Below are 18,399 nucleotides of genomic sequence, written 5' to 3' on the forward strand. Positions count from 1 at the left end.
CTGTTCAGACCCCAGTACTGACAGCGCCTGCAACATTATTGCTTGAAACGGTTGACCAGCTCATGCAACTGGTCGGATACCCGCTGTGACTGGCGAATACTTTCAGCGCTTTCTTCTGTTCTGGCCAGGCTGCGTTCGGCCAGCTCGGAAATCTCTTTCACCTGACGGTTCACCTCCTCCGATACCAGCGCCTGCTCCTCAACCGCCGCGGCCATCTGCTCGGACATCGCCGAAATCTGATTCACCGCCTCGGCAATCCCCTGCAGCATGGATTCCGACTCAATAACCCGCTGCAGACCGGTCTCTGCATCCTCCGCGCCCTCTTTGGCCACGGCAACCGAAGAGTGGGCCTGACCTGTCAACCCTTCGACGATTTTACGGATGTTCTGCGCCGACTCTCGGGTATTGCCCGCCAGTACACGCACTTCATCCGCCACAACCGAGAAGCCGCGACCATGATCACCGGCACGGGCCGCCTCAATCGCCGCGTTCAGTGCCAGCAGGTTGGTTTGATCGGAGATATCTTCGATAGACTGGGCAGCATGAGCAATCTCACTGGTCTGCTCAGCCAGTAACTGCACCGCCTGACCGATCTCAGATACGGTGTTGCGCAGCTCTTCAATCGAGGTACAGGTGATGCGGGCAATCTCGCCACCCTGCCCGGCCAGCTCTCTGGAATACTCGGCCTGACCCGCTGTTTTCTGCACGTTGTGCGAGATTTCGTGAATCGCCAGCGACATCTCGTGCATGGCGGTCGCTACCAGCTCGGTTTGATGAGTCTGAGCCTGAATTTCCTCGCGCGCGGTTTCAGATAATTCTAGTCCTCGGCGTGACTGCTCCGCCACCTCTCGAGATGCGTCCTCAATACGGGTCAACACCGCATCCAGATGTGCACGCAAACTCATCACACCCACCATAATATTACCGGTCAAACCATGCTGATTGGTGTAGGTATTGGCCGCAAGAGGGTGCATAAATACCCCGTGCAACTCTTTGCTGATCAGGTCAAGGTCATGTTTGTGGTGCAGGTACTGAATACCACCGAAGATCAACAGGGCAGCGATCAACCAGAGGGTACTGGCCAGTGGTGATAGCCAATAGGCCAGCGCTACCGCCGGTACGATAAAGGCCAGCGCAATCAGGAATTGCTGCAGATAGCGCGGTAATTGCAACTGACGGCGCTTGCGATTAATACGGGCGTACAGTTTCTCCGCACGCTCTACATCCTTGCGCGCAGGACAGGAGCGAACGGACTCATAACCCACTACCTTACCTGCTTCGGTCACGGGGGTCACATAGGCGCTGACCCAATAGTGATCGCCGTTTTTGCAACGGTTTTTGACCAGCCCCATCCAGGGGCGACCCGCCTTGAGGTGGTTCCACATCACCTCGAACGCTTCCGCCGGCATATCCGAATGCCGCACCAGGTTATGATTCTGCCCAATCAGCTCTTCGCGGGCGTAACCGCTGATTTTCTGAAAGGCATCATTACAGTGAGTGATCACACCCGACAGATCGGTTGATGAGATCAGCTTAACATGCGCATCAAAGTGCTGTTCACGCTGAGTCACGGGGCCATTGTTTTTCATCTCGACTACCTCGATTACGCCATAACATCTGCTGCCTGGCTACAGAGCCAGCGCTGTTCAAATTCTGTTGCTGTCAGGGGACGAGCAAAGCAGTAGCCTTGCCCGTAATCACAGCCCATCCGCTTCAACTCGTCCGCGATCGCTTCATTTTCAATCCCTTCCGCGAGGGTTTTCATACCGAAAATATGTGCAGTGGCGATGATGGTTTGCACGATCGCCCGGTTGGCAGCATCACGATCCAGGTTACGTACAAACGACATATCGATTTTCAACAGATCCGCATCTATGTCTTTCAGATAATTCAACGATGAGTGACCGGTTCCAAAGTCATCAATGGCCAGAGCAAAACCTTTTTCCTTGAGGTGATGCAGCATATTGATGGCATCCTCGGGGTCACGCATCAGACCGGTTTCGGTCAGCTCCAGCTCAAAATCGCTCGGTGAAACACCTTCCTCCGCCAGTAACAGCAACAGGTCATTGGCAAAGCGGCTGTCATCCAGATCACGCGCCGACACATTCACCGCCAGTTTTATCTGAATCCGACCCGGCACCAGCAGGCCCTGCTCCTGCCATACACGGCGCTGGTGCCCTGCCATTTTCAGCACCTTGCGGGTGATCATGTCGATCAAGCCTCGCTCCTCCGCCAGCGGTATGAACTGGTTGGGACTGACCCACCCCAGTTCGGCATCAAACCAGCGCAACAACACCTCGGCGCCACAGAGCCGACCCGTGGCAAGGCACACCTGCGGCTGAAAGCGCAACTCCAGCCCTTTACCCTGAACCAGTGCAGCCTCAAGCCGACGGGCGAGATAGGCTCTTTCTCTGATTTTCAAACCCAGCAGCGCATCGTAAAAGCACACCTGATCAGTGCGCGCCTTGGCCTGATGCAGTGCAATATCGGCGTGCCGGAGCAGAATTTCGTAGCTGTCGCCATCGTGAGGTGCCAACACAACGCCATAGCGCTTGCGCACAGTCACTTCGGCGCCGTCAACCCGAAATGGCTCGGCGAATGCCTTGTTGATGCGCGATACCAGTGACAGCACCGCATCCCCGTCCGGCACAAAACAGGCCAGGGCAAACTCGTCACCGGTAATGCGAGCCAGAGTTCCACCGGAGGCCTGTTCAGGCAGCCCCAGCAGGTCCATTTCGCGGATTGTCTGGAGCAACCTCAGACTGACCGCCTTGAGCAACGCATCCCCCACTTCATGCCCCAGAGTGTCATTGATCTCTTTGAGATTAATGATATCCATGTAGATGAGACTGAGCGTGCGACCCTCTCGGCGCGCAATGGCCAGCAGTTGTTCGACCTGCTCGCCCAGCAGATTGCGATTTGGCAAACCGGTCAAGCTGTCGTAAAAGGCGAGCTGCTGAATGTGTCGGGTCTGTTCGTCATACAGATGCTGCACATCGTCTCGGGCATTAACGATGGCGCATTGACCGGCATAACTGTAGGCATCGAGCGCAAGTGTCACATCCAGCAGCACCAGCTTATTCAAAGCTGTTAACACTTGACCTACCTTCTCGGGTGCATAACGCAGTTCATGCTGAAGGGCCAAGCTGAAGTGATGCAGATAGCAGCCAAAGGCGCCTGTATACCACTCTGGTTGCAAGCCGACACGTTCATGTGTAACACCAACGGCAAGACGATCAAGGGTACACGCCGTTAAAACGACCCACTTGCCCTTAACTGTACTGCGCCACTTTTTTTGAAGTCCGCTCCAGTTCAACATTCCAGGGCAGCAGTCGCTCCAGCTTTTCCAGTGTGTCGGCGTTGGCGATACGCTCCAGCACATGCCGGATGTACGCCGAGGGTTCCAGGTCGTTGGCTTTGGCCGTTTCGATCAGGGAGTAGCAGGTGGCGCTGGCGTGAGCGCCCTGCGGGGTATCCGCGAACAACCAGGCCTTGCGACCCACGGCGAACGGACGGATGGCATTCTCGGCCAGCACGTTGCTGATGTGCAGGTCACCCCGCTCACAGTAGCCGATCAGGGTGGGCCACTGGTTCAGGGTGTATTCCATAGCTTTGCGAGTTAACCCGCCTTTCATCACGCGACCCACGTTGGCGTCCAGCCAGGCCTTGAACGCTTCCAGTCGAGGCAGGCTCGATGCCTGACGGATCTGATAGCGTTCGGCAATGCTCAGGTCCTTGATCTGACGTTCGATGGCATACAGTTTGTTGATGTGACTGAGTGCCACATCCGCTTTGGACAGCTTGGCCTGTTTGCCTTTACCCGCCGGCTTGGCCGCTTTGGTCGCTTCGATGAACTTGCGGCGGGCGTGATCCCAGCAGCCGATGCGGGTCAGCTTATTGGCTGAACAGATCTGCGCATAACCGGAGTAACCATCGGCCTGCAGGACACCCTTGAAGTCATCGAGCAGGCGTACGGGTACCGCTCCGCTTCGGGAAGGATCATAGGCGAACAGGACTGATGGTTGGCTGGGTGGTCCGCCCCGGGTCACCCACATCCATTTATCGGATTGGGCAGCCTTGCCGTCCTCTTTGAGTACCTGGATCCGGGTTTCGTCGGCCTGCAGGTAGGCCGCACTGTTCTGCGCCTCCCGCATCAGGTTGAACAGGGGTTTGAACACCTCATCCAGACGGATGATCCAGTGCGCCATGCTGGTGCGGCTCAGCTCATGGCCCAGACGCTTGAACATCTGCTCCTGACGATACAGCGGCAGACCATCGGCATATTTGGAGGTGATCAGGTAGGCCAGCAGGGCCGGGGTGGCGATGCATTTGCCCAGCGGGTGTGTCGGGCGAGCCGCGGCTACGATCCGCTCGTCGCCGTTCGTCTCGAACACGGCTTTTTCCTGCCAGTATTCCAGTACTTTGAGCTGAGCCGGGATATAGTCCAACTCTTCCTTCACCTTGGTGAAGAAGGTTTTGACGGCCCCGGCCTTCTCTTCATCACTCAGCCGCAGCTCGATGCGCTCACGCAGCAAGCTATCGGAGAAGCCGCGCTGACGGCGTTTGGGTGTAGACGCGGCAGCAGGGGTATCGTCTTCAGCGACTTCAATATCGTCCGGGAGCTGATCCCGCAGCTGATCGATCTCGGCTTCCAGCTCGGACTCATCGAACAGGTGGATCTGGTGGGCCGTTTTCTCACTGCTGGCCGCGAAGCGCTGGATGCGCTGCAAACGCAGCATCTCTTCCAGCAACAGGATGTATTGCTCGCGCTGCTGGAGTTGCCGGTCGCGCTCTTTGACGACCTGATCCCGCTGCTCAAGCACCTGGTTTTGCTGCTCAAGCTCGTCCTCTTTCGAGGCCAGTTGCTGCTGCAGCCCGGCCACCATCGACAGCAAGTCAGCGGTCGATAAACTGCTGATATCAGGCGTCTTTGAGGTGGTTTTGGGCTGTGTTTTCATGGGCAAAATTATATCAAAAACAGCCAGTTGAAGCACCCAAAACCCGCTATCCAACGGCCTCATAATGCAAGGTTTTATGGCCTTGCAGCAGGCTGATGTCATAACCATCGAGCAACCAGTTGATCTGTTCGCCGGTCAACGGCATGAGCTCATCAGCCGGGCTGGGCCACTTGAATTTCTCTTCGGCCAGCGCCTTGTAATAGAGGATAAAACCGTTGTCTTCCCACATCAGGCACTTGATCTTGTTACGCTGCCGGTTGGTGAACGCATACAGGGCACCAGTGAAGGGGCTACGCCCTAACTCCTGCTCAATCAGCACCGCCAGGCCATTGGCTTGCTTGCGAAAATCAATGGGCTCACGGTACAGATAGATCTCGGGCATGGACCGAGAGGGACGCAGATACCGCGGTTTCATCAGAGCTGCCTCAGGATTGCACCGAGCAGGTCAACATTACCGGCATGCAGGCCTGTAATGGCCATGCCACCCGGAAGCCTCAGGGTCAGATCATCCGATAGCGGTGAAGCGGCCACCTGGGTGACGCGAGCAAAGCCGGGTGTTGGTGAGCGCTCGGTATCGGTCGCATCATCTGTACCTTCGAGCTTGCGGCGCCAATAGACAAACTGGTGATAGGACAGCGATTGCTGTTTGCAGAAAGCAGCGCCGGATAGCCCGGTATCGCGCCAGTGTTCAATGTACTGTTGCCAGTAGTGTGTGCGCTCGGCTGAGTTCATAACTGATTCCTCGCGTAGGTGACGATGGAATCAGTGTGCGGCGGTTAGTGGCTGGAAAAAAGGTGCTGATTCTCTAGCGCTTACGATCAAGGGCGTAGTCGTAGTCATACCGCCCTGACAACAAACGCTCAAAGTAACCTCGTTGAGTGTCTTTCAGCCGTGATCGAGTTGAGTCATTTTTCAGAAGATCTGCAACCGCTTCAAACTGCATCAAGTGATTGTAAAAAGAATCTATCAACTGCTCAGCATAAACCGACATCCGCGGCTGGATCTGTTTGAGCAGTTGCGCATCTGCGGCCGTAAAAGTAAGCAATGCTTTTCGCTGTTCAAAACTCTCCGCGCTAAGCTCTATAGCGGTAGCCACTTCAGCTGTTGATGGATATTTCATGCTCATTTCAGCCATGATTTTTGGAAACCAGTATTAGATGTGGCTTTTTTGAGCTCATAGCTATCTGTGAAGGCCCATCGATCTCCGTATGTGGCAGCAGCCTCATCTCATTCAATAGATTGGCTGTACTGTCCAGCATCAATTGATTCAACAATACACAGGCATGGAGTGGGTTTCCGGCACGCCGAAGCACCCCATTAATTCTGAATTGCAAACGCTCAAGCTTTTGATGCTTTGCCTCAGGCCTGCTGGCAATATGTTGGGCTACCAGATCTTGCCGCAATGCTTCCAGCGCCGCTGGGTCATCTGCCGCCAAGCGAGCAAGCTCATCAAAACTTGGTAACTCAACCCCCATCATTTTCATAACACTTCCTTACTTTCTGATGCCCAACAGGTTGCATGCGTTATCACATTCCGCATAAATTATGGGTAAGGCATGTACCAGCTCACCCAAGGGGAGCCTCGCACCACCCCAGGCGTGAGAAACCACTGTACTTTCAATCTGTTGTTTCAGAACCGCTTCAGGCTCAGCACTCCAGCCAGGATTGGCCGCCAGATAGAAACTCAATGCATCGGCAAACTGAATAATGATTAGCAGATCACGCAGCTCTTTGTGAACTTTCGGGTGGCGTACCACCTCAGGATGGTGGTGATAGCGGACAATATTGCTGATTAAAGCCGGCAAGTGCATTTTTTTGCAGGCCATCTGCCCAACAACTGTATGTGTGAACCCCAGGACACTCTGCTCAGTCGAGATAAGCTCTTCGGCCGCCCCCCAGCCGCGTACATCAGTATCTTTCAAAACATCTGGGGCGACCTGCAACATGACGAAGCGCCCAAGGTCATGCAACAGGCCTGCCATATAGGCTGTTTCTGGTTTTACTGTAGAGAAATATGCAGTACGGGCCATGAACAACGCGATATGGGCGACCTCAAGCGAATGTCTCCATATATTGCGTTGCTCATCCTTTGCAGGCACAAACACACGTGCTACAGAGATAGCCATTAACAGTTGCAGGATGGTGTTAGAGCCAACCCGAGCCAAGGCTGCCTCGATGCTGTCAACAGATGTACTCCCAATACAGGCAGCCGAGTTGGCATAACCGATGATCAAACTTGCCAGTGGCGGATCAGCCTTTGCGAGTCGTACCATATCATCAAAAAAGGTATCGCTGTCCGGGTCTGACTTCATCAGTTCAAACATCACACTTGGCAACAGGGGTAGCTGCTCAAGACGTTCTTCGATTTCTTCAAGAGAAATCACACTGAATTCAACACTGCTCATGATCCTCTCCTTCTGCATGTGAACTTCCAGTCGAGATTGGGAAATCACAGCACAACAAACCCGCAAGTTAAGTCCTTTGTGACAATTATGACACAAACTAACGAGCGTAACCAATCCCTAAGGTGCGACTTTTTGTCGCACCTCAACATCAGAAATAGAAATATGGCGGGAGTCGGTAGGGAGGGTGTTTTGCAGTAGAGGTCAGGGGGTTCAGATCAAACCTTTTGCGAAACCTCACGCATCAAGCTGTCAATACACCGCACCACACTAAGACTGGCCTTTTCCATCTGCTCGAGTTGTTGCAGCATGCCTTTGTAATCTTTTTGTGCACCATAGGCCAAGGCAGCACGACCTGAATCATGTACCTGACGGTGTGGGCTTTCCAGCGCCTTGAAACTGTTCAAGCCTGCGTATTTACGGCCACCATAGCCATCATAGTACCAGTGCCCCAAGCGACACTCCGTGTGACTGTTGGCCCCCTCTGAAAACTCGCCACGCTCAATGAGACTGTAAATCTGGTTTTTCCAGACCGCATGGTCAAGCTTGACCGTATTGAGGAACGAGGCGGTTGTGGCAATGCGAATCACACGCTGCATATGATCAGAGCGGCTTATAACATCTCCGACCACTGAGTCAATCTGGGTCGAAGAGGCCGCCACATCGGACGCAACCTCTTGGTTCTGGTTGACCACAGACTTAATTGAACTGGTCTGATCAATCACTAGAGCCACCAACCGCTCAATTTCTTGGCTGGCGACGTGCGCCTTACCTGCCAAAGCACGCACCTCATCAGCCACGACAGCAAACCCACGTCCAGCTTCACCTGCACGAGCAGCCTCAATGGCCGCATTCAATGCCAGTAAATTCGTTTGGTCCGAGATTTCCTGAATGCTGGATACCAGCTGTGAAATTGAGTGGGCGGTTGTATCAAGCACCGTGGCGGCATTCATACTCGCACTGGCCTGATCATTAATCAAACCAGCGCGTTGCCCAAGCTTATTGAGTGCTTCGCGGGTATGATCAAAAACGGCATCCAGCTGCTTGAGAGCCTTCCGCTCATTGATAAGCTCCTCAGCAGTATCCGCCAACCCCTCACGAATGCTGAGTAGCATATCGACCCCTTTCAGCTGCCAGGACATAACCGCCGCCTCACTATCCCCCTGTTGTTGCAGCTGGCGCAGCTGATCCTCTTTCTCTGCCAGCAACGCTTGCAGGCTCTGTTTTTCTTTCAAATGCTCGGCTTGCAGGGCTTGCAGCTGTGCTTTGAATTCTTCTTCTTTTTTATGTTGCTTACGTCCAAGTACAAACATATGTGCCTCAAGTATCACAGCAGATAATTTATTCGGAACGATAGTGTTTTATTACGCCGGGGATATCAGCAGGTGGTACCGGTTTGCTGATAAAGTACCCTTGGATTTCATCACAGCCCAGAGCAGTCAGCAGTGCCAGCTCCTCCTCAGTTTCGACACCTTCGGCAATTACTCTCATTTTCAGGCTCTCAGCAATGCCCATTACGGCCTTAACGATCCCCTGATCGGCCGAGTTGTGAACCAGGTTTTTGACAAACGCCCTGTCCACCTTGATGAAGTCGACACAGAATTTCTGAAGATATTCAAGCGAGGAGTAACCAGTGCCAAAGTCATCAATGGCCAAGGTGACACCCAGCTGTTTTAATTCATTCAGTAAGTAAAGGGCCTGCTCAGGATTATCCATGGCCACGCTTTCAGTAATTTCCAGATCCAGCAGCTCCGAAGGCAAACCTGACGTGTTGATCATTCGACCAAGCTTGCTGGCCAGATCACTATCCATGAACTGACGACCTGAGAGGTTAATGCCGACCCGTAGCCCAAGCCCTTCTTGATACCATGCGTACGCCTGCCGAATGGCCTCTTCTGCTACCCAGTAGCCGAGACTGTGAATCAGCTCCATCTGCTCTGCGATCGGAATGAACTCAACGGGTGAGACCAACCCCATATCTGGGTGGTCCCAACGAATCAGTGCTTCAACCCCCACAATACGACCGGACTTCACATCCAGCTGGGGCTGATAGAAAAGCTTGAACTCATGCCGTTCGAGCGCGTGCCTGAGTTCAGACTCAATATATAGGCGCTTTGCATAGTCAGCTTGGCAAGTCTCATCATAAATTTTAAAGCGACTGCCTCCTGCCCTTTTGGCAACGAGTCTGGCCTGAATTGCAGCACTGATCAGCTGGTTAGGCTCATTACCATTTTCAGGGCTAATGGCAACTCCCACACTGGTTTCAATAAATACAGGCTGACCATTCAACTCATACGCCGACCCTAAGCGCAGCTGTAGATCGGCTATCCAATTTACCAGCACCTCTTGATCATCCAGATCAGGTATGAGAATGGCAAACTCGTCTGCTCCAAGTCTGGCCATTTGGTATAGTCCCCGGGTCGCGCTTTGCAAACGCAGGGAAAATAACTGCAGCAGCTTGTCGCCCTCCACCTGACCAAAGGAGTCATTGATCATATGAAAACGATCAATATCAAGCGTAACAACGGCACAGGGGTGGGGATCATCCAATTGCTGCGCAAGTAGCGCCTGGAAAGCATTACGGTTCGACATCTGTGTCAAACTGTCATGGTGGCGCTGAAACTCGATCGTCTGTCGTGCTTGCCAAAAATCTGTCACGTCCTGCAACACGCATAGAATGCTATTGTCAGCCGTTTTGCGTGCAATCATGCGAACATGCCGTTCACCATCTCCTGCCCTAAAACCATGCCCTAACATTGCCCGCTCATGCTCATCCGTAAGCAATTTTTCCAGCTGTTGCCGGACATGCTCTCGCTGACTGGACTCGACGCGCTGTAAATACCCATCCAGCCCCATCTGAGACACGGTTTCAGGCAGCTGGAACAGCTCAATCAACCCAGAGGCCCAATAAAGAGTATCGGTCTTTGGATGCCACTCAAAAAAACCTAACTGCGCAACCTCTTGCGCCTCGTTTTGCATGACCCGTACCTGATCCAGTGCACAGGTCATGCGATAGGTTCGCAAAGAATATCGAACACGTCGGATCAGAAGCGCCCAATTGATGGGCTTGGTTATGAAATCGGTGGCGCCCTGTGCAAAGGCTTTGTCGATTGCGATCACATCATCCAGCCCAGTCAGCATCACAACCGGCACTCGCGTGTCCAGTCTGCGAATGTGCTCACAGACCTCAAAGCCGTCCATACCTGGCATCACCACATCCAGCAGAACAAGATCGGGAACGGAATGGATTGCAAGCCATTCTACCGCTGACTGCCCACTCACTGCCTGGGCGACCTCATAACCTTCTTTCTGGAGTATCTTAGTCAGTGTCAGCCGTGTGGTCAGATCATCATCAACCACTAGAATACGGCTCACATCTTTAGCAGGCTGTTGAAAATCTGACAGACTTCAACAGCCATGTTTGTTTTTTGATCAATTTTGGCGCCGCTGAATCGTGTTTTTAGCCATTTTGGACTATATATTCGGTGCTCAGCAGCCATTCCGGGCCTTCAAGAGGACTATCCCTGTAGATTGCGCATGCGGACCAGGTTCCAACCCATCATCGTGAACTGGAACAGGCTGTGAACCTTCTCCCGACCGCGCATCATCACTTGCCGGATGGGTCCAATGGTTTTACCCCAGCCAAAGGGTTCTTCTACCCGCTTTCGTTGACGCATGCTGATTGTGTAACCCGCATGGCGACTGGTACGCCCATCAATCGCGGAGCCCCCAGGTCGGCTTTCATTTCGTGCCACATGGGGCGTTATCTTCATCTTTCGACAAGCCGAAACAAAGCCCTGGGTATCGTAGTTTTTGTCAGCCCCCACCGTTTTGCGATGACTGCCCTGCAGCCTGGCCAGCAGTTCAGCTGCAACATCGCGTTCAGCCGTACCTGTTGCGAGGCTGGCCGCCGCCTTCACAATCAGGCCATTGCGATTTTCCATGACCGTGTGCCCCATGTACGCCATGCGTGACTCACTACCCCGCGACTTCTTGGCCAGTCGAGCCTCTGGATCTGTGGTAGATGCGTGGGTCTCATTACTGCGCTTCTCACCCCTGAAGTTGCGTTCAGCATTGCGTCCGGCAGGACCATCGTCATCTGTATTGCCCGTACCGTCCTTACGGCGAAAGCTCTTCTGTGATGCCCAGGCCTGGATCAGCGTCCCATCGACGCTGAAATGCTCGTCTGAAAGCAGACTGCGCTCCCGTGCCAGACTGACCACCTCTTCAAACAGATGAGTAACGACATCATGCTCCAGCAGTCGATCCCGGTTGGTGCTGAAACTTGAGTGGTGCCATACCAGGTCATCAATGGTCAGCCCAACGAACCAGCGGTACAGCAGGTTGTAGCTGATCTGTTCTACCAGCTGCCGTTCACTGCGAATCGAGAACAGGACTTGCAACAGCTGTGCACGAATCAGACGCTCAGGCGGGATCGACTGACGGCCACCTTCGGCGTAGATCTGATCAAATAGCCAGTTGAGCCGCTTCATGGCCTCATCGATCAGTTGCCGAATCGGTCGTAATGGGTGTTCACTGGGAACGAAGGTGTCCAGATGGACGGTCGTGAACAATGACTCCTGAATGATGTCTTCGCCGCGCATATTGGGTCGTGTCAGTCGGTTATTGATGCGGATAGTCTACCAAGGCCCCATTTTGTGGGGTAGAAAATCAACAGCCTGTTAGAGCTTATATTAAATTCGACCAATCTTTACTCCTGATGCGGGCACGACTTCAGAAATTCTTGCAGTGCGCATGCCAGCTTATCTGATTCTGTGGATAGCCGCTGGGCGAGACTAAACAGCTCCGATTTGTCTAGAGTTTTGATATTGCGTTCAATTTCAGCTGACTGCTCAGACACACTCATGCCCCCTACATTGGCAGCACTGCTTTTGAGAGTGTGTGCTGCCCTATACGCCAACTCTTGTTTATCGGTTTCAAGACCCTCGATGACTCCTTGGACAAGGTCAGGCAGTTGCTCAAGAAAGGCTTCCAGTATCATCACAATATCGCCACCCAACAGCTCTTCCAACTGCCGCAGGGTATCGAGACTCAAGACCTGAGTTGTGTTATCACCATCTTCTTCATGCAAGGCTGTTGAGTCAGGCTCTGATATATCTGAGACTACACCACGTGCATGCTCCATCAGAATTTGTCTAAGCTGCTCAGGCTCAAAAGGCTTACCAAGGTGTCCATCCATACTAGCAGTCTGTCGGATTAACGTGGCTCGTCGGAGTGACAGAGCCCTTTATCGCTTTCAATGATCGCCAAACAGCCATCATGACCTGTGCATTCGCTTTACCGCTGTTCGACCCCCTATGCGGCTGTCACAGGCGCTCATTTCCAGCAGTGTCTGTCAGCTCACTACTAAGCGATGCATACGCTTGATATTCCATGCCAAGGTCGCCAAACGCCACTCACCACTGACGTTGTCCAGCCCTCTGAGTGAGAACTGCCTGAACCCCATAACGTGTTTGAGGATGCCGAACACGGGTTCCACAGTATGTTTGCGCAGGGCATAACGGGCCCGTCCCGCCTGTGTTTTCAGACGATAGGCCATCTGCTCAACGGGGTCATCACTGTCCGGTGCCACCGGCTCGGCTGCAAAGCGCTCAAGGAGCGGCAGGTGGTGAACGTCTCGTTTCATGGCAATAAGAGGCTCAATACCTTGCTGAGCGCACACCTTAACATTCTCCGCACTGAAGTAACCGGTATCCGCCAGCAGATGGGTCACCTTGCCTAATGAGGCTGGCAAGGCGGTCAATGCGTTCAGTAGCGGCATGACTTGTTGCTTGTCATTCGTCGCCTGCGTGACGTGGACAGAGGTGACCAACATGCTCTCAGTATCCACCGCTGCCTGGGCGTTATAGCACTGATCAAAGCCCTTACCCGTGATCGGCATGATGCGTGACTGCGGATCCGTGAGGTTCGCCTGATCCTTATCGCGTGGACCACCCATCGGGGGCTTGGGGTCACGCCCACGCGGCTTTTTGCCTGCCTTTCGCTGCGCATCGCGATTGGCTGTTTTATCCTGGTAAGCGGTTTGTTCTGCGGCATCCCGTTCTTGCGCACGGGCTTCGATTTTGAGCTTTGCCTCTGCAATGGCCGCCAAACGGGCTTCACGCCGCGCGATTTCGGCCGGAATGTCCATACCATCGGTCGCGACATCGTTGTCGGCCGCCTCGGCCCGTTGAATCAAGGCGTTTACCTCGGTCTTGAGCTGAGCCTCCAGCTTCTTGGCATGTCCATAGGACAGCGCCTTGTGCTTGCTGGCATTGGCTTTAACCTTGGTGCCATCGAGGGCGATGGTGCCGAACTTGAGCAGTTTCATCTCACGTGCCAGCAACAGTACCTGAACAAACAGTTGTTCCAGCTCAGGTAAAAAGCGACGGCGGAAAGTGGCCAGCGTATCGTGGTCGGGGTGGGTGTTCGCGGCCAGGTAGCGGAAGGCAATCGAGTCGTAGGTGGCGCGTTCGATCTTGCGGCTGGAGATCACGCCAGTGGCGTAGCCGTAGATCAGCAGGCTCAGCAATACCGCAGGATGATGCGCCTTGTGGCCTCGGCCAGCGTACTGCTGTGTCAACGCAGACAAGTCCAGCTGTTCGACCACATCGACGACAAAGCGCGCCAGGTGCTCATCAGGCAACCACTCATCAACCGAAGGTGGCAGCAGGTAGTCGGTCTGGCGGTCTACTGGAATAAAGCGACTCATGATGACGCTCCGGTCATGGCTCGATAACAGGTGGATTATCTCACAGGGCTATCGAAAACCCGACAGACTGCTAGCATCCAAACACCGTTGAATCTCTACTGGAGTAACAAAGGCCGTCATTGCTATAACCGGTAAACGAGACCAACCGTGCTGCTCTTCGAGCATCCTCAACTCACGGGTGGCAGTGAGCCCATCCATCACCGGCATCTGACAGTCCATCAAAACAACATCAAAACGCTGCCGATGTACCCATTCCAAGGCCTCGCGGCCATTCTCGGCACTGACTGCATGGCACCCCAAACGCTCCAGATTTGCCAACGCTACCATACGATTTACATCATTATCCTCAGCCAAAAGTACCCTGAGTCCTGCCAGTCTAGGTTCGGTGGTTGTTCTAATGGATACTTCATCAGTAACATCCCTGTGAGAATAGAGAGCTCTTTCAATCGCATCATGCAGTTCATTACGCCCAAGTGGCTTGGCCAACAGACACTCAAAGCCGGCCTTCTCAGCCTGCTGGTTGAGCGCCCGCCCTGTATACGAAGTGATCAAAATTAGTTTACAGCTGCTGAAGCGGTCATCACTTTTCAACTGCTTGGCCAGCGTGACACCATCCATGTCGGGCATCATCATGTCGGTCAGAACAAGGTCAAATGGCTGCTTTCCTTGCCGCCAGTTTTGCTCAAGCAATTCCAGCGCCTGCTGTCCACTATCGGCACTTTGATGACTGATTTTCCAGCTATCGCAATAGTGTTCGAGGATCAAACGGTTAGTCGCATTATCGTCTACTATCAATGCGCCAAGACCTTGCAACTCTTCGCTGGGCACAAATAGACTGCCGGGATCCTGCGCAGGCTGGAGTACTACACAAAAGTGAAAGGTGCTGCCTTGGCCAGGCTCAGACTCAAGCCACAATTTGCCCCCCATATGGGTCACAATTTCTCGACTAAGGGTCAAACCCAACCCAGTACCGCCATATTTCCGGGTCGTTGATCCATCAGCCTGGCTGAAACTCTCAAAAATGCGCTCCTGCACTTCATGAGGAATGCCAATCCCGGTATCACGAATGGCAATATGCAGCATCAGCGCACCCGGCTCTGACACCTCAAGCTTAGCGCTCAATATGACTTCGCCATGATCCGTAAACTTGATCGCATTACCGAGCAGATTGGTGATCACCTGCCTCAACCGCGTCGGATCACCCGAGACAAACTCAGGCACACTCGAATCAAGCAATACCGCAATTTCCAACCCTTTACCCTGCGCCTGAGGAGCAAAAAGTTTGACCGTATCCTCCAAAATGGAGCGCAAGCCGAAATCAATCTGCTCAAGCTCAACCCGTCCCGCCTCGTACTTCGAGAGGTCCAGGATACTATTCAGTAATGACAGCAGCGTCTTGCCGGAGCCTTGAGCAATCTTCAAAAAATCTTTCTGCTCTGGAGTCAACTCAGTATCCATCAGTAGCTCAAGCATACCGAGCATGCCGTTCATCGGCGTCCTGATTTCATGACTCATGTTGGCCAAGAACTGTGACTTTGCATGTGCACTTTCAAGCGCCTCTTCACGGGCGCGCTTCAACTCGTCTTCATACTGCTTTCGTTCAGTTATATCGGACATCACCGAAACATAGTGCGTGATCTGCCCGGCATTGTTGCACACCACACTTATAGTCTGAGCCTGGGGATACAAAGCACCATCCTTTCGTCTGTTCCAAACCTCACCTTCCCAGAAACCATCCTGATTGATCTCAGCCCACATCTGACGGTAAAAATCTTCATCGTGCATTCCCGAGCGAAGGCGACGGATATGCTGCCCAAGCCATTCATCTCGGCTGTAACCGGTAATTTCAACGAACGCATCATTGCAGGCCAATACATGTAGATCCGGTCCAGTAATCACAACCCCATCGACCGTATGACTGAACACGATAGCGGCTAACCGCAGTTGCTCTTCGTCCGTTTTGCGTTGTGTGATGTCACGAAAAATCGTGATGGATCCGTTTTCCTCATTCGCCACACTGAAGCGTGCACTGGTGACCTGAACCGGAACAAGTGTTTGATCCGACACACGGCGAAAAAACTCGTCTTCGCTTTCATATACCTCGCCTTTGCGAGTTACTGAGCGGATCGGGCACTGATCCAGCGATACTGGCGCTCCCCTGTCATCGTAATGGACATGAAACAAATCGTGGGCAATCAGTCCCGTCGCATCAGACTGGGATATACCCAGAATACGTTCAGCGGCTTCGTTCAAAAATGTGATTCGGCCCTGCGTGTCCTGAACAAACAAACCCTCTGCCATACGCTCGGTTATCGCCTTGAGCTTTTCACGCTCGGTTGCGATAGCCTGATTAGCGGTTTGACGACGATAGTAACCAACTGAAAGGCTGGCCATCAGCGCCATAAAGAACAACTGTACCCAGAGCCCATTGCGATACAGGCTCTCAATATCTGGTACTTGAGTAAACGTCAGGATATAGGCATCAACCTGATCTGAAACACTGTGGACCGGCATGAAAAGCGCTGCATAGCGCCTGCCCTCGAGCTTTCGCGTCAGACCAAATGCTTCACCCGAAATCATTTTGCTGCGAATCAGCCCATGCTCGGATGCCAGTGCTGCTTCAAGTGCCTGTTGAAGCGCCGGTATATCGCGTGGCTGACCCAGCTTGGCGCCAACATCTTCGATAACATACTCATCATTCAAACGGAACGACTCATAAATGGAGCGCTCACTGGGATAGAGCATTGAAAACACACGGTCACGGTTCAGGACAAATTCAAACAGTTCATTTGGTACCAACGCCCTGAGATTTGCTTCTACGGTTTTGAATGAGACACTGCTTTCAACACTGCCTATGTGCTGCCCTTCATGAAACAGCGGAAATACAAATCGAAAGCCGTGAAACAGTTTACCCGCCTCAAAACCTTCTACCGGTACCAATTCCGTGTTCGCCAGCCTCACGGACTCACGCACCTCGAACAGCGAGTCACCATATTTAAGTGGGCTGTGAAACCGAAGCATACTGAGCCCGTCAGGGGTATGGAAATGAAGCTGCCGAACTCCACGCGCTTTCAAGCGCAAATAAGAGGGGTAGAGTTCACGAAACAGAAGGCCTCGTGCGATGTCACGCTGGTCCCCACGTGATTCAATCACCTCCTTGACCAAGGCTGTTACCTCTGGCTTGTTGATGGTTTCGTCAAACAGGGTGCGCGCAACCTGCCCAAGTCCACGCACAACCGACCGATACGCAACAGCCTCCTGCTGCAGGCGCGAGTCAAGCTGGTTACGGACCTCGAGATCAACCAGCAACTGTATAAAGCCAATACCGATCAGCACACTGGTCACAAACCCGGTTAAAGCTGTCAGAAGAACTCTGCGATTCATTGCCCGGCTCCTACCAAGTCAACCTTGAGCTGGCGCCATTGCTGACGAACCGGGTCAAATAGGCCTTCATCTACTCTAATCGCGCCATATTTGAGATTTGCGCTCCAGCCTCTCACCACTTCCGCATCACTTGGGTTTTCAAGCGGCTTAAGTTCAAGCAAAGCCATCCGGATTTGATCTGTTATTGCGCTGTCCAATGTGTCGGTATTGGCAACCAGCACAAATCCGGGCATGGGTGGTGTCTCATCTATAACTCTGAGCCCAAGGTGATGATATCTCTGTGCAATTTGTGTCTTAAGCCCACCCACATCGTACTGCCCCAATATCACCTTGAGCGCAACATCTTCATGACTGCCTACATAGGTGTATTCGTGCTGTTCGTTTTCTAGACTTTCTCCCTGTGCCTGTAGATACGCTTCGACCATGAGGTAGCCACAGGTTGAAAGAGGTTGCGTCAGGGCAAATCGTTGTATTCGATCTGGGTGAATCAAAGTCAGAGGTTGATCCGCAAAGTGCACTAATGCACAGGTATAGTTGGACTCCCCCTGTGCATCCAAGAATTGCACCACCGGTTGCATGTTATGGCTTCGCTCGGTAAGCGCCACATACGGAAGCGGTCCAAGGTAGGCTAGATCCACCTGCCCGGCAGACAAAGCGTCCAGTAGGGTTTCGTATGAAGCGTGGTAAGCAAGCTCGAAGGTCTGCCCCGTCTGTTTCTCCAAATAATCCAGAAACGGTAGATATTCACGAGTCATATGCTCAAGGCTTGCCATCGGCAGGGGGGCAAACCTGATCGTTCCAGCAGCGCAAACAGGAGAGAGGGCACATAACCAGAACAATACCGATACCAGGCGTGACATTCTCACACGGAAATTCCATCTCAAGGTTTGAGTTAAATCTTCCATCCAATGTCGCTATAAGACAACATCTGAAAATGTCGGAT

14 protein-coding genes and 1 pseudogene are annotated in these 18,399 nt (G+C 53.0%); all 15 read right to left on the reverse strand.

The window, feature by feature from the left end:
- Nucleotides 1-35 precede the first annotated feature (35 nt).
- Entirely contained in the window at nt 36-1,589 is a 1,554-nt protein-coding gene (locus CFI10_RS12250) for a methyl-accepting chemotaxis protein (protein ID WP_206834765.1), read from the reverse strand.
- 14 nt (nt 1,590-1,603) lie between these two features.
- Nucleotides 1,604-3,382, reverse strand: a complete 1,779-nt coding sequence (locus CFI10_RS12255; protein WP_341868532.1) for an EAL domain-containing protein — start codon at nt 3,380-3,382, stop codon at nt 1,604-1,606.
- A pseudogene (gene tnpC, locus CFI10_RS12260) lies at nt 3,273-4,769 on the reverse strand (IS66 family transposase); the annotation flags it as partial. The gene CFI10_RS12255 and the pseudogene tnpC, both read right to left, overlap by 110 nt.
- 235 nt (nt 4,770-5,004) lie before the next feature.
- Entirely contained in the window at nt 5,005-5,340 is a 336-nt protein-coding gene (tnpB, locus tag CFI10_RS12265; RefSeq protein WP_206834773.1) for an IS66 family insertion sequence element accessory protein TnpB, read from the reverse strand.
- 32 nt (nt 5,341-5,372) lie between these two features.
- Complete coding sequence (gene tnpA, locus CFI10_RS12270) at nt 5,373-5,690, reverse strand: IS66 family insertion sequence element accessory protein TnpA (RefSeq protein ID WP_206834776.1); 318 nt, start codon at nt 5,688-5,690, stop codon at nt 5,373-5,375.
- A gap of 73 nt (nt 5,691-5,763) precedes the next feature.
- Nucleotides 5,764-6,093, reverse strand: a complete 330-nt coding sequence (locus CFI10_RS12275; protein ID WP_206834778.1) for a protoglobin domain-containing protein — start codon at nt 6,091-6,093, stop codon at nt 5,764-5,766.
- On the reverse strand, nt 6,086-6,442 hold the full coding sequence (locus tag CFI10_RS12280) for a DUF3135 domain-containing protein (RefSeq protein WP_206834779.1): 357 nt from the start codon (nt 6,440-6,442) through the stop codon (nt 6,086-6,088). The genes CFI10_RS12275 and CFI10_RS12280 overlap by 8 nt, the downstream gene beginning before the upstream one ends.
- A 9-nt stretch (nt 6,443-6,451) precedes the next feature.
- Complete coding sequence (locus CFI10_RS12285; protein WP_341868554.1) at nt 6,452-7,381, reverse strand: HDOD domain-containing protein; 930 nt, start codon at nt 7,379-7,381, stop codon at nt 6,452-6,454.
- Nucleotides 7,382-7,578: 197 nt separating this feature from the next.
- The gene (locus CFI10_RS12290) at nt 7,579-8,673 is read right to left on the reverse strand and encodes a methyl-accepting chemotaxis protein (protein WP_206834784.1); all 1,095 of its coding nucleotides are present in this window, start codon (nt 8,671-8,673) and stop codon (nt 7,579-7,581) included.
- 28 nt (nt 8,674-8,701) lie between these two features.
- Nucleotides 8,702-10,735 carry a putative bifunctional diguanylate cyclase/phosphodiesterase gene (locus CFI10_RS19370; RefSeq protein WP_206834786.1) on the reverse strand — a complete coding sequence of 678 codons (2,034 nt, stop codon included), beginning with the start codon at nt 10,733-10,735 and terminating at the stop codon, nt 8,702-8,704.
- Nucleotides 10,736-10,878: 143 nt separating this feature from the next.
- Complete coding sequence (locus tag CFI10_RS12300; RefSeq protein ID WP_206834486.1) at nt 10,879-11,964, reverse strand: IS5 family transposase; 1,086 nt, start codon at nt 11,962-11,964, stop codon at nt 10,879-10,881.
- Nucleotides 11,965-12,071: 107 nt separating this feature from the next.
- A complete protein-coding gene (locus CFI10_RS12305; RefSeq protein ID WP_206834789.1) occupies nt 12,072-12,560 on the reverse strand; it encodes an Hpt domain-containing protein in 489 nt (162 codons plus the stop codon).
- Nucleotides 12,561-12,716: 156 nt separating this feature from the next.
- Nucleotides 12,717-14,072: an IS1182 family transposase gene (locus tag CFI10_RS12310; protein ID WP_206834794.1), complete on the reverse strand. Its 1,356-nt coding sequence runs from the start codon at nt 14,070-14,072 to the stop codon at nt 12,717-12,719.
- A gap of 48 nt (nt 14,073-14,120) precedes the next feature.
- Entirely contained in the window at nt 14,121-17,456 is a 3,336-nt protein-coding gene (locus tag CFI10_RS12315; protein WP_206834797.1) for a response regulator, read from the reverse strand.
- Complete coding sequence (locus CFI10_RS12320) at nt 17,453-18,361, reverse strand: PhnD/SsuA/transferrin family substrate-binding protein (RefSeq protein ID WP_206834801.1); 909 nt, start codon at nt 18,359-18,361, stop codon at nt 17,453-17,455. The genes CFI10_RS12315 and CFI10_RS12320 overlap by 4 nt, the downstream gene beginning before the upstream one ends.
- Nucleotides 18,362-18,399 lie beyond the last annotated feature (38 nt).

Source organism: Marinobacterium iners (assembly GCF_017310015.1).
GTDB lineage: Bacteria > Pseudomonadota > Gammaproteobacteria > Pseudomonadales > Balneatricaceae > Marinobacterium > Marinobacterium iners.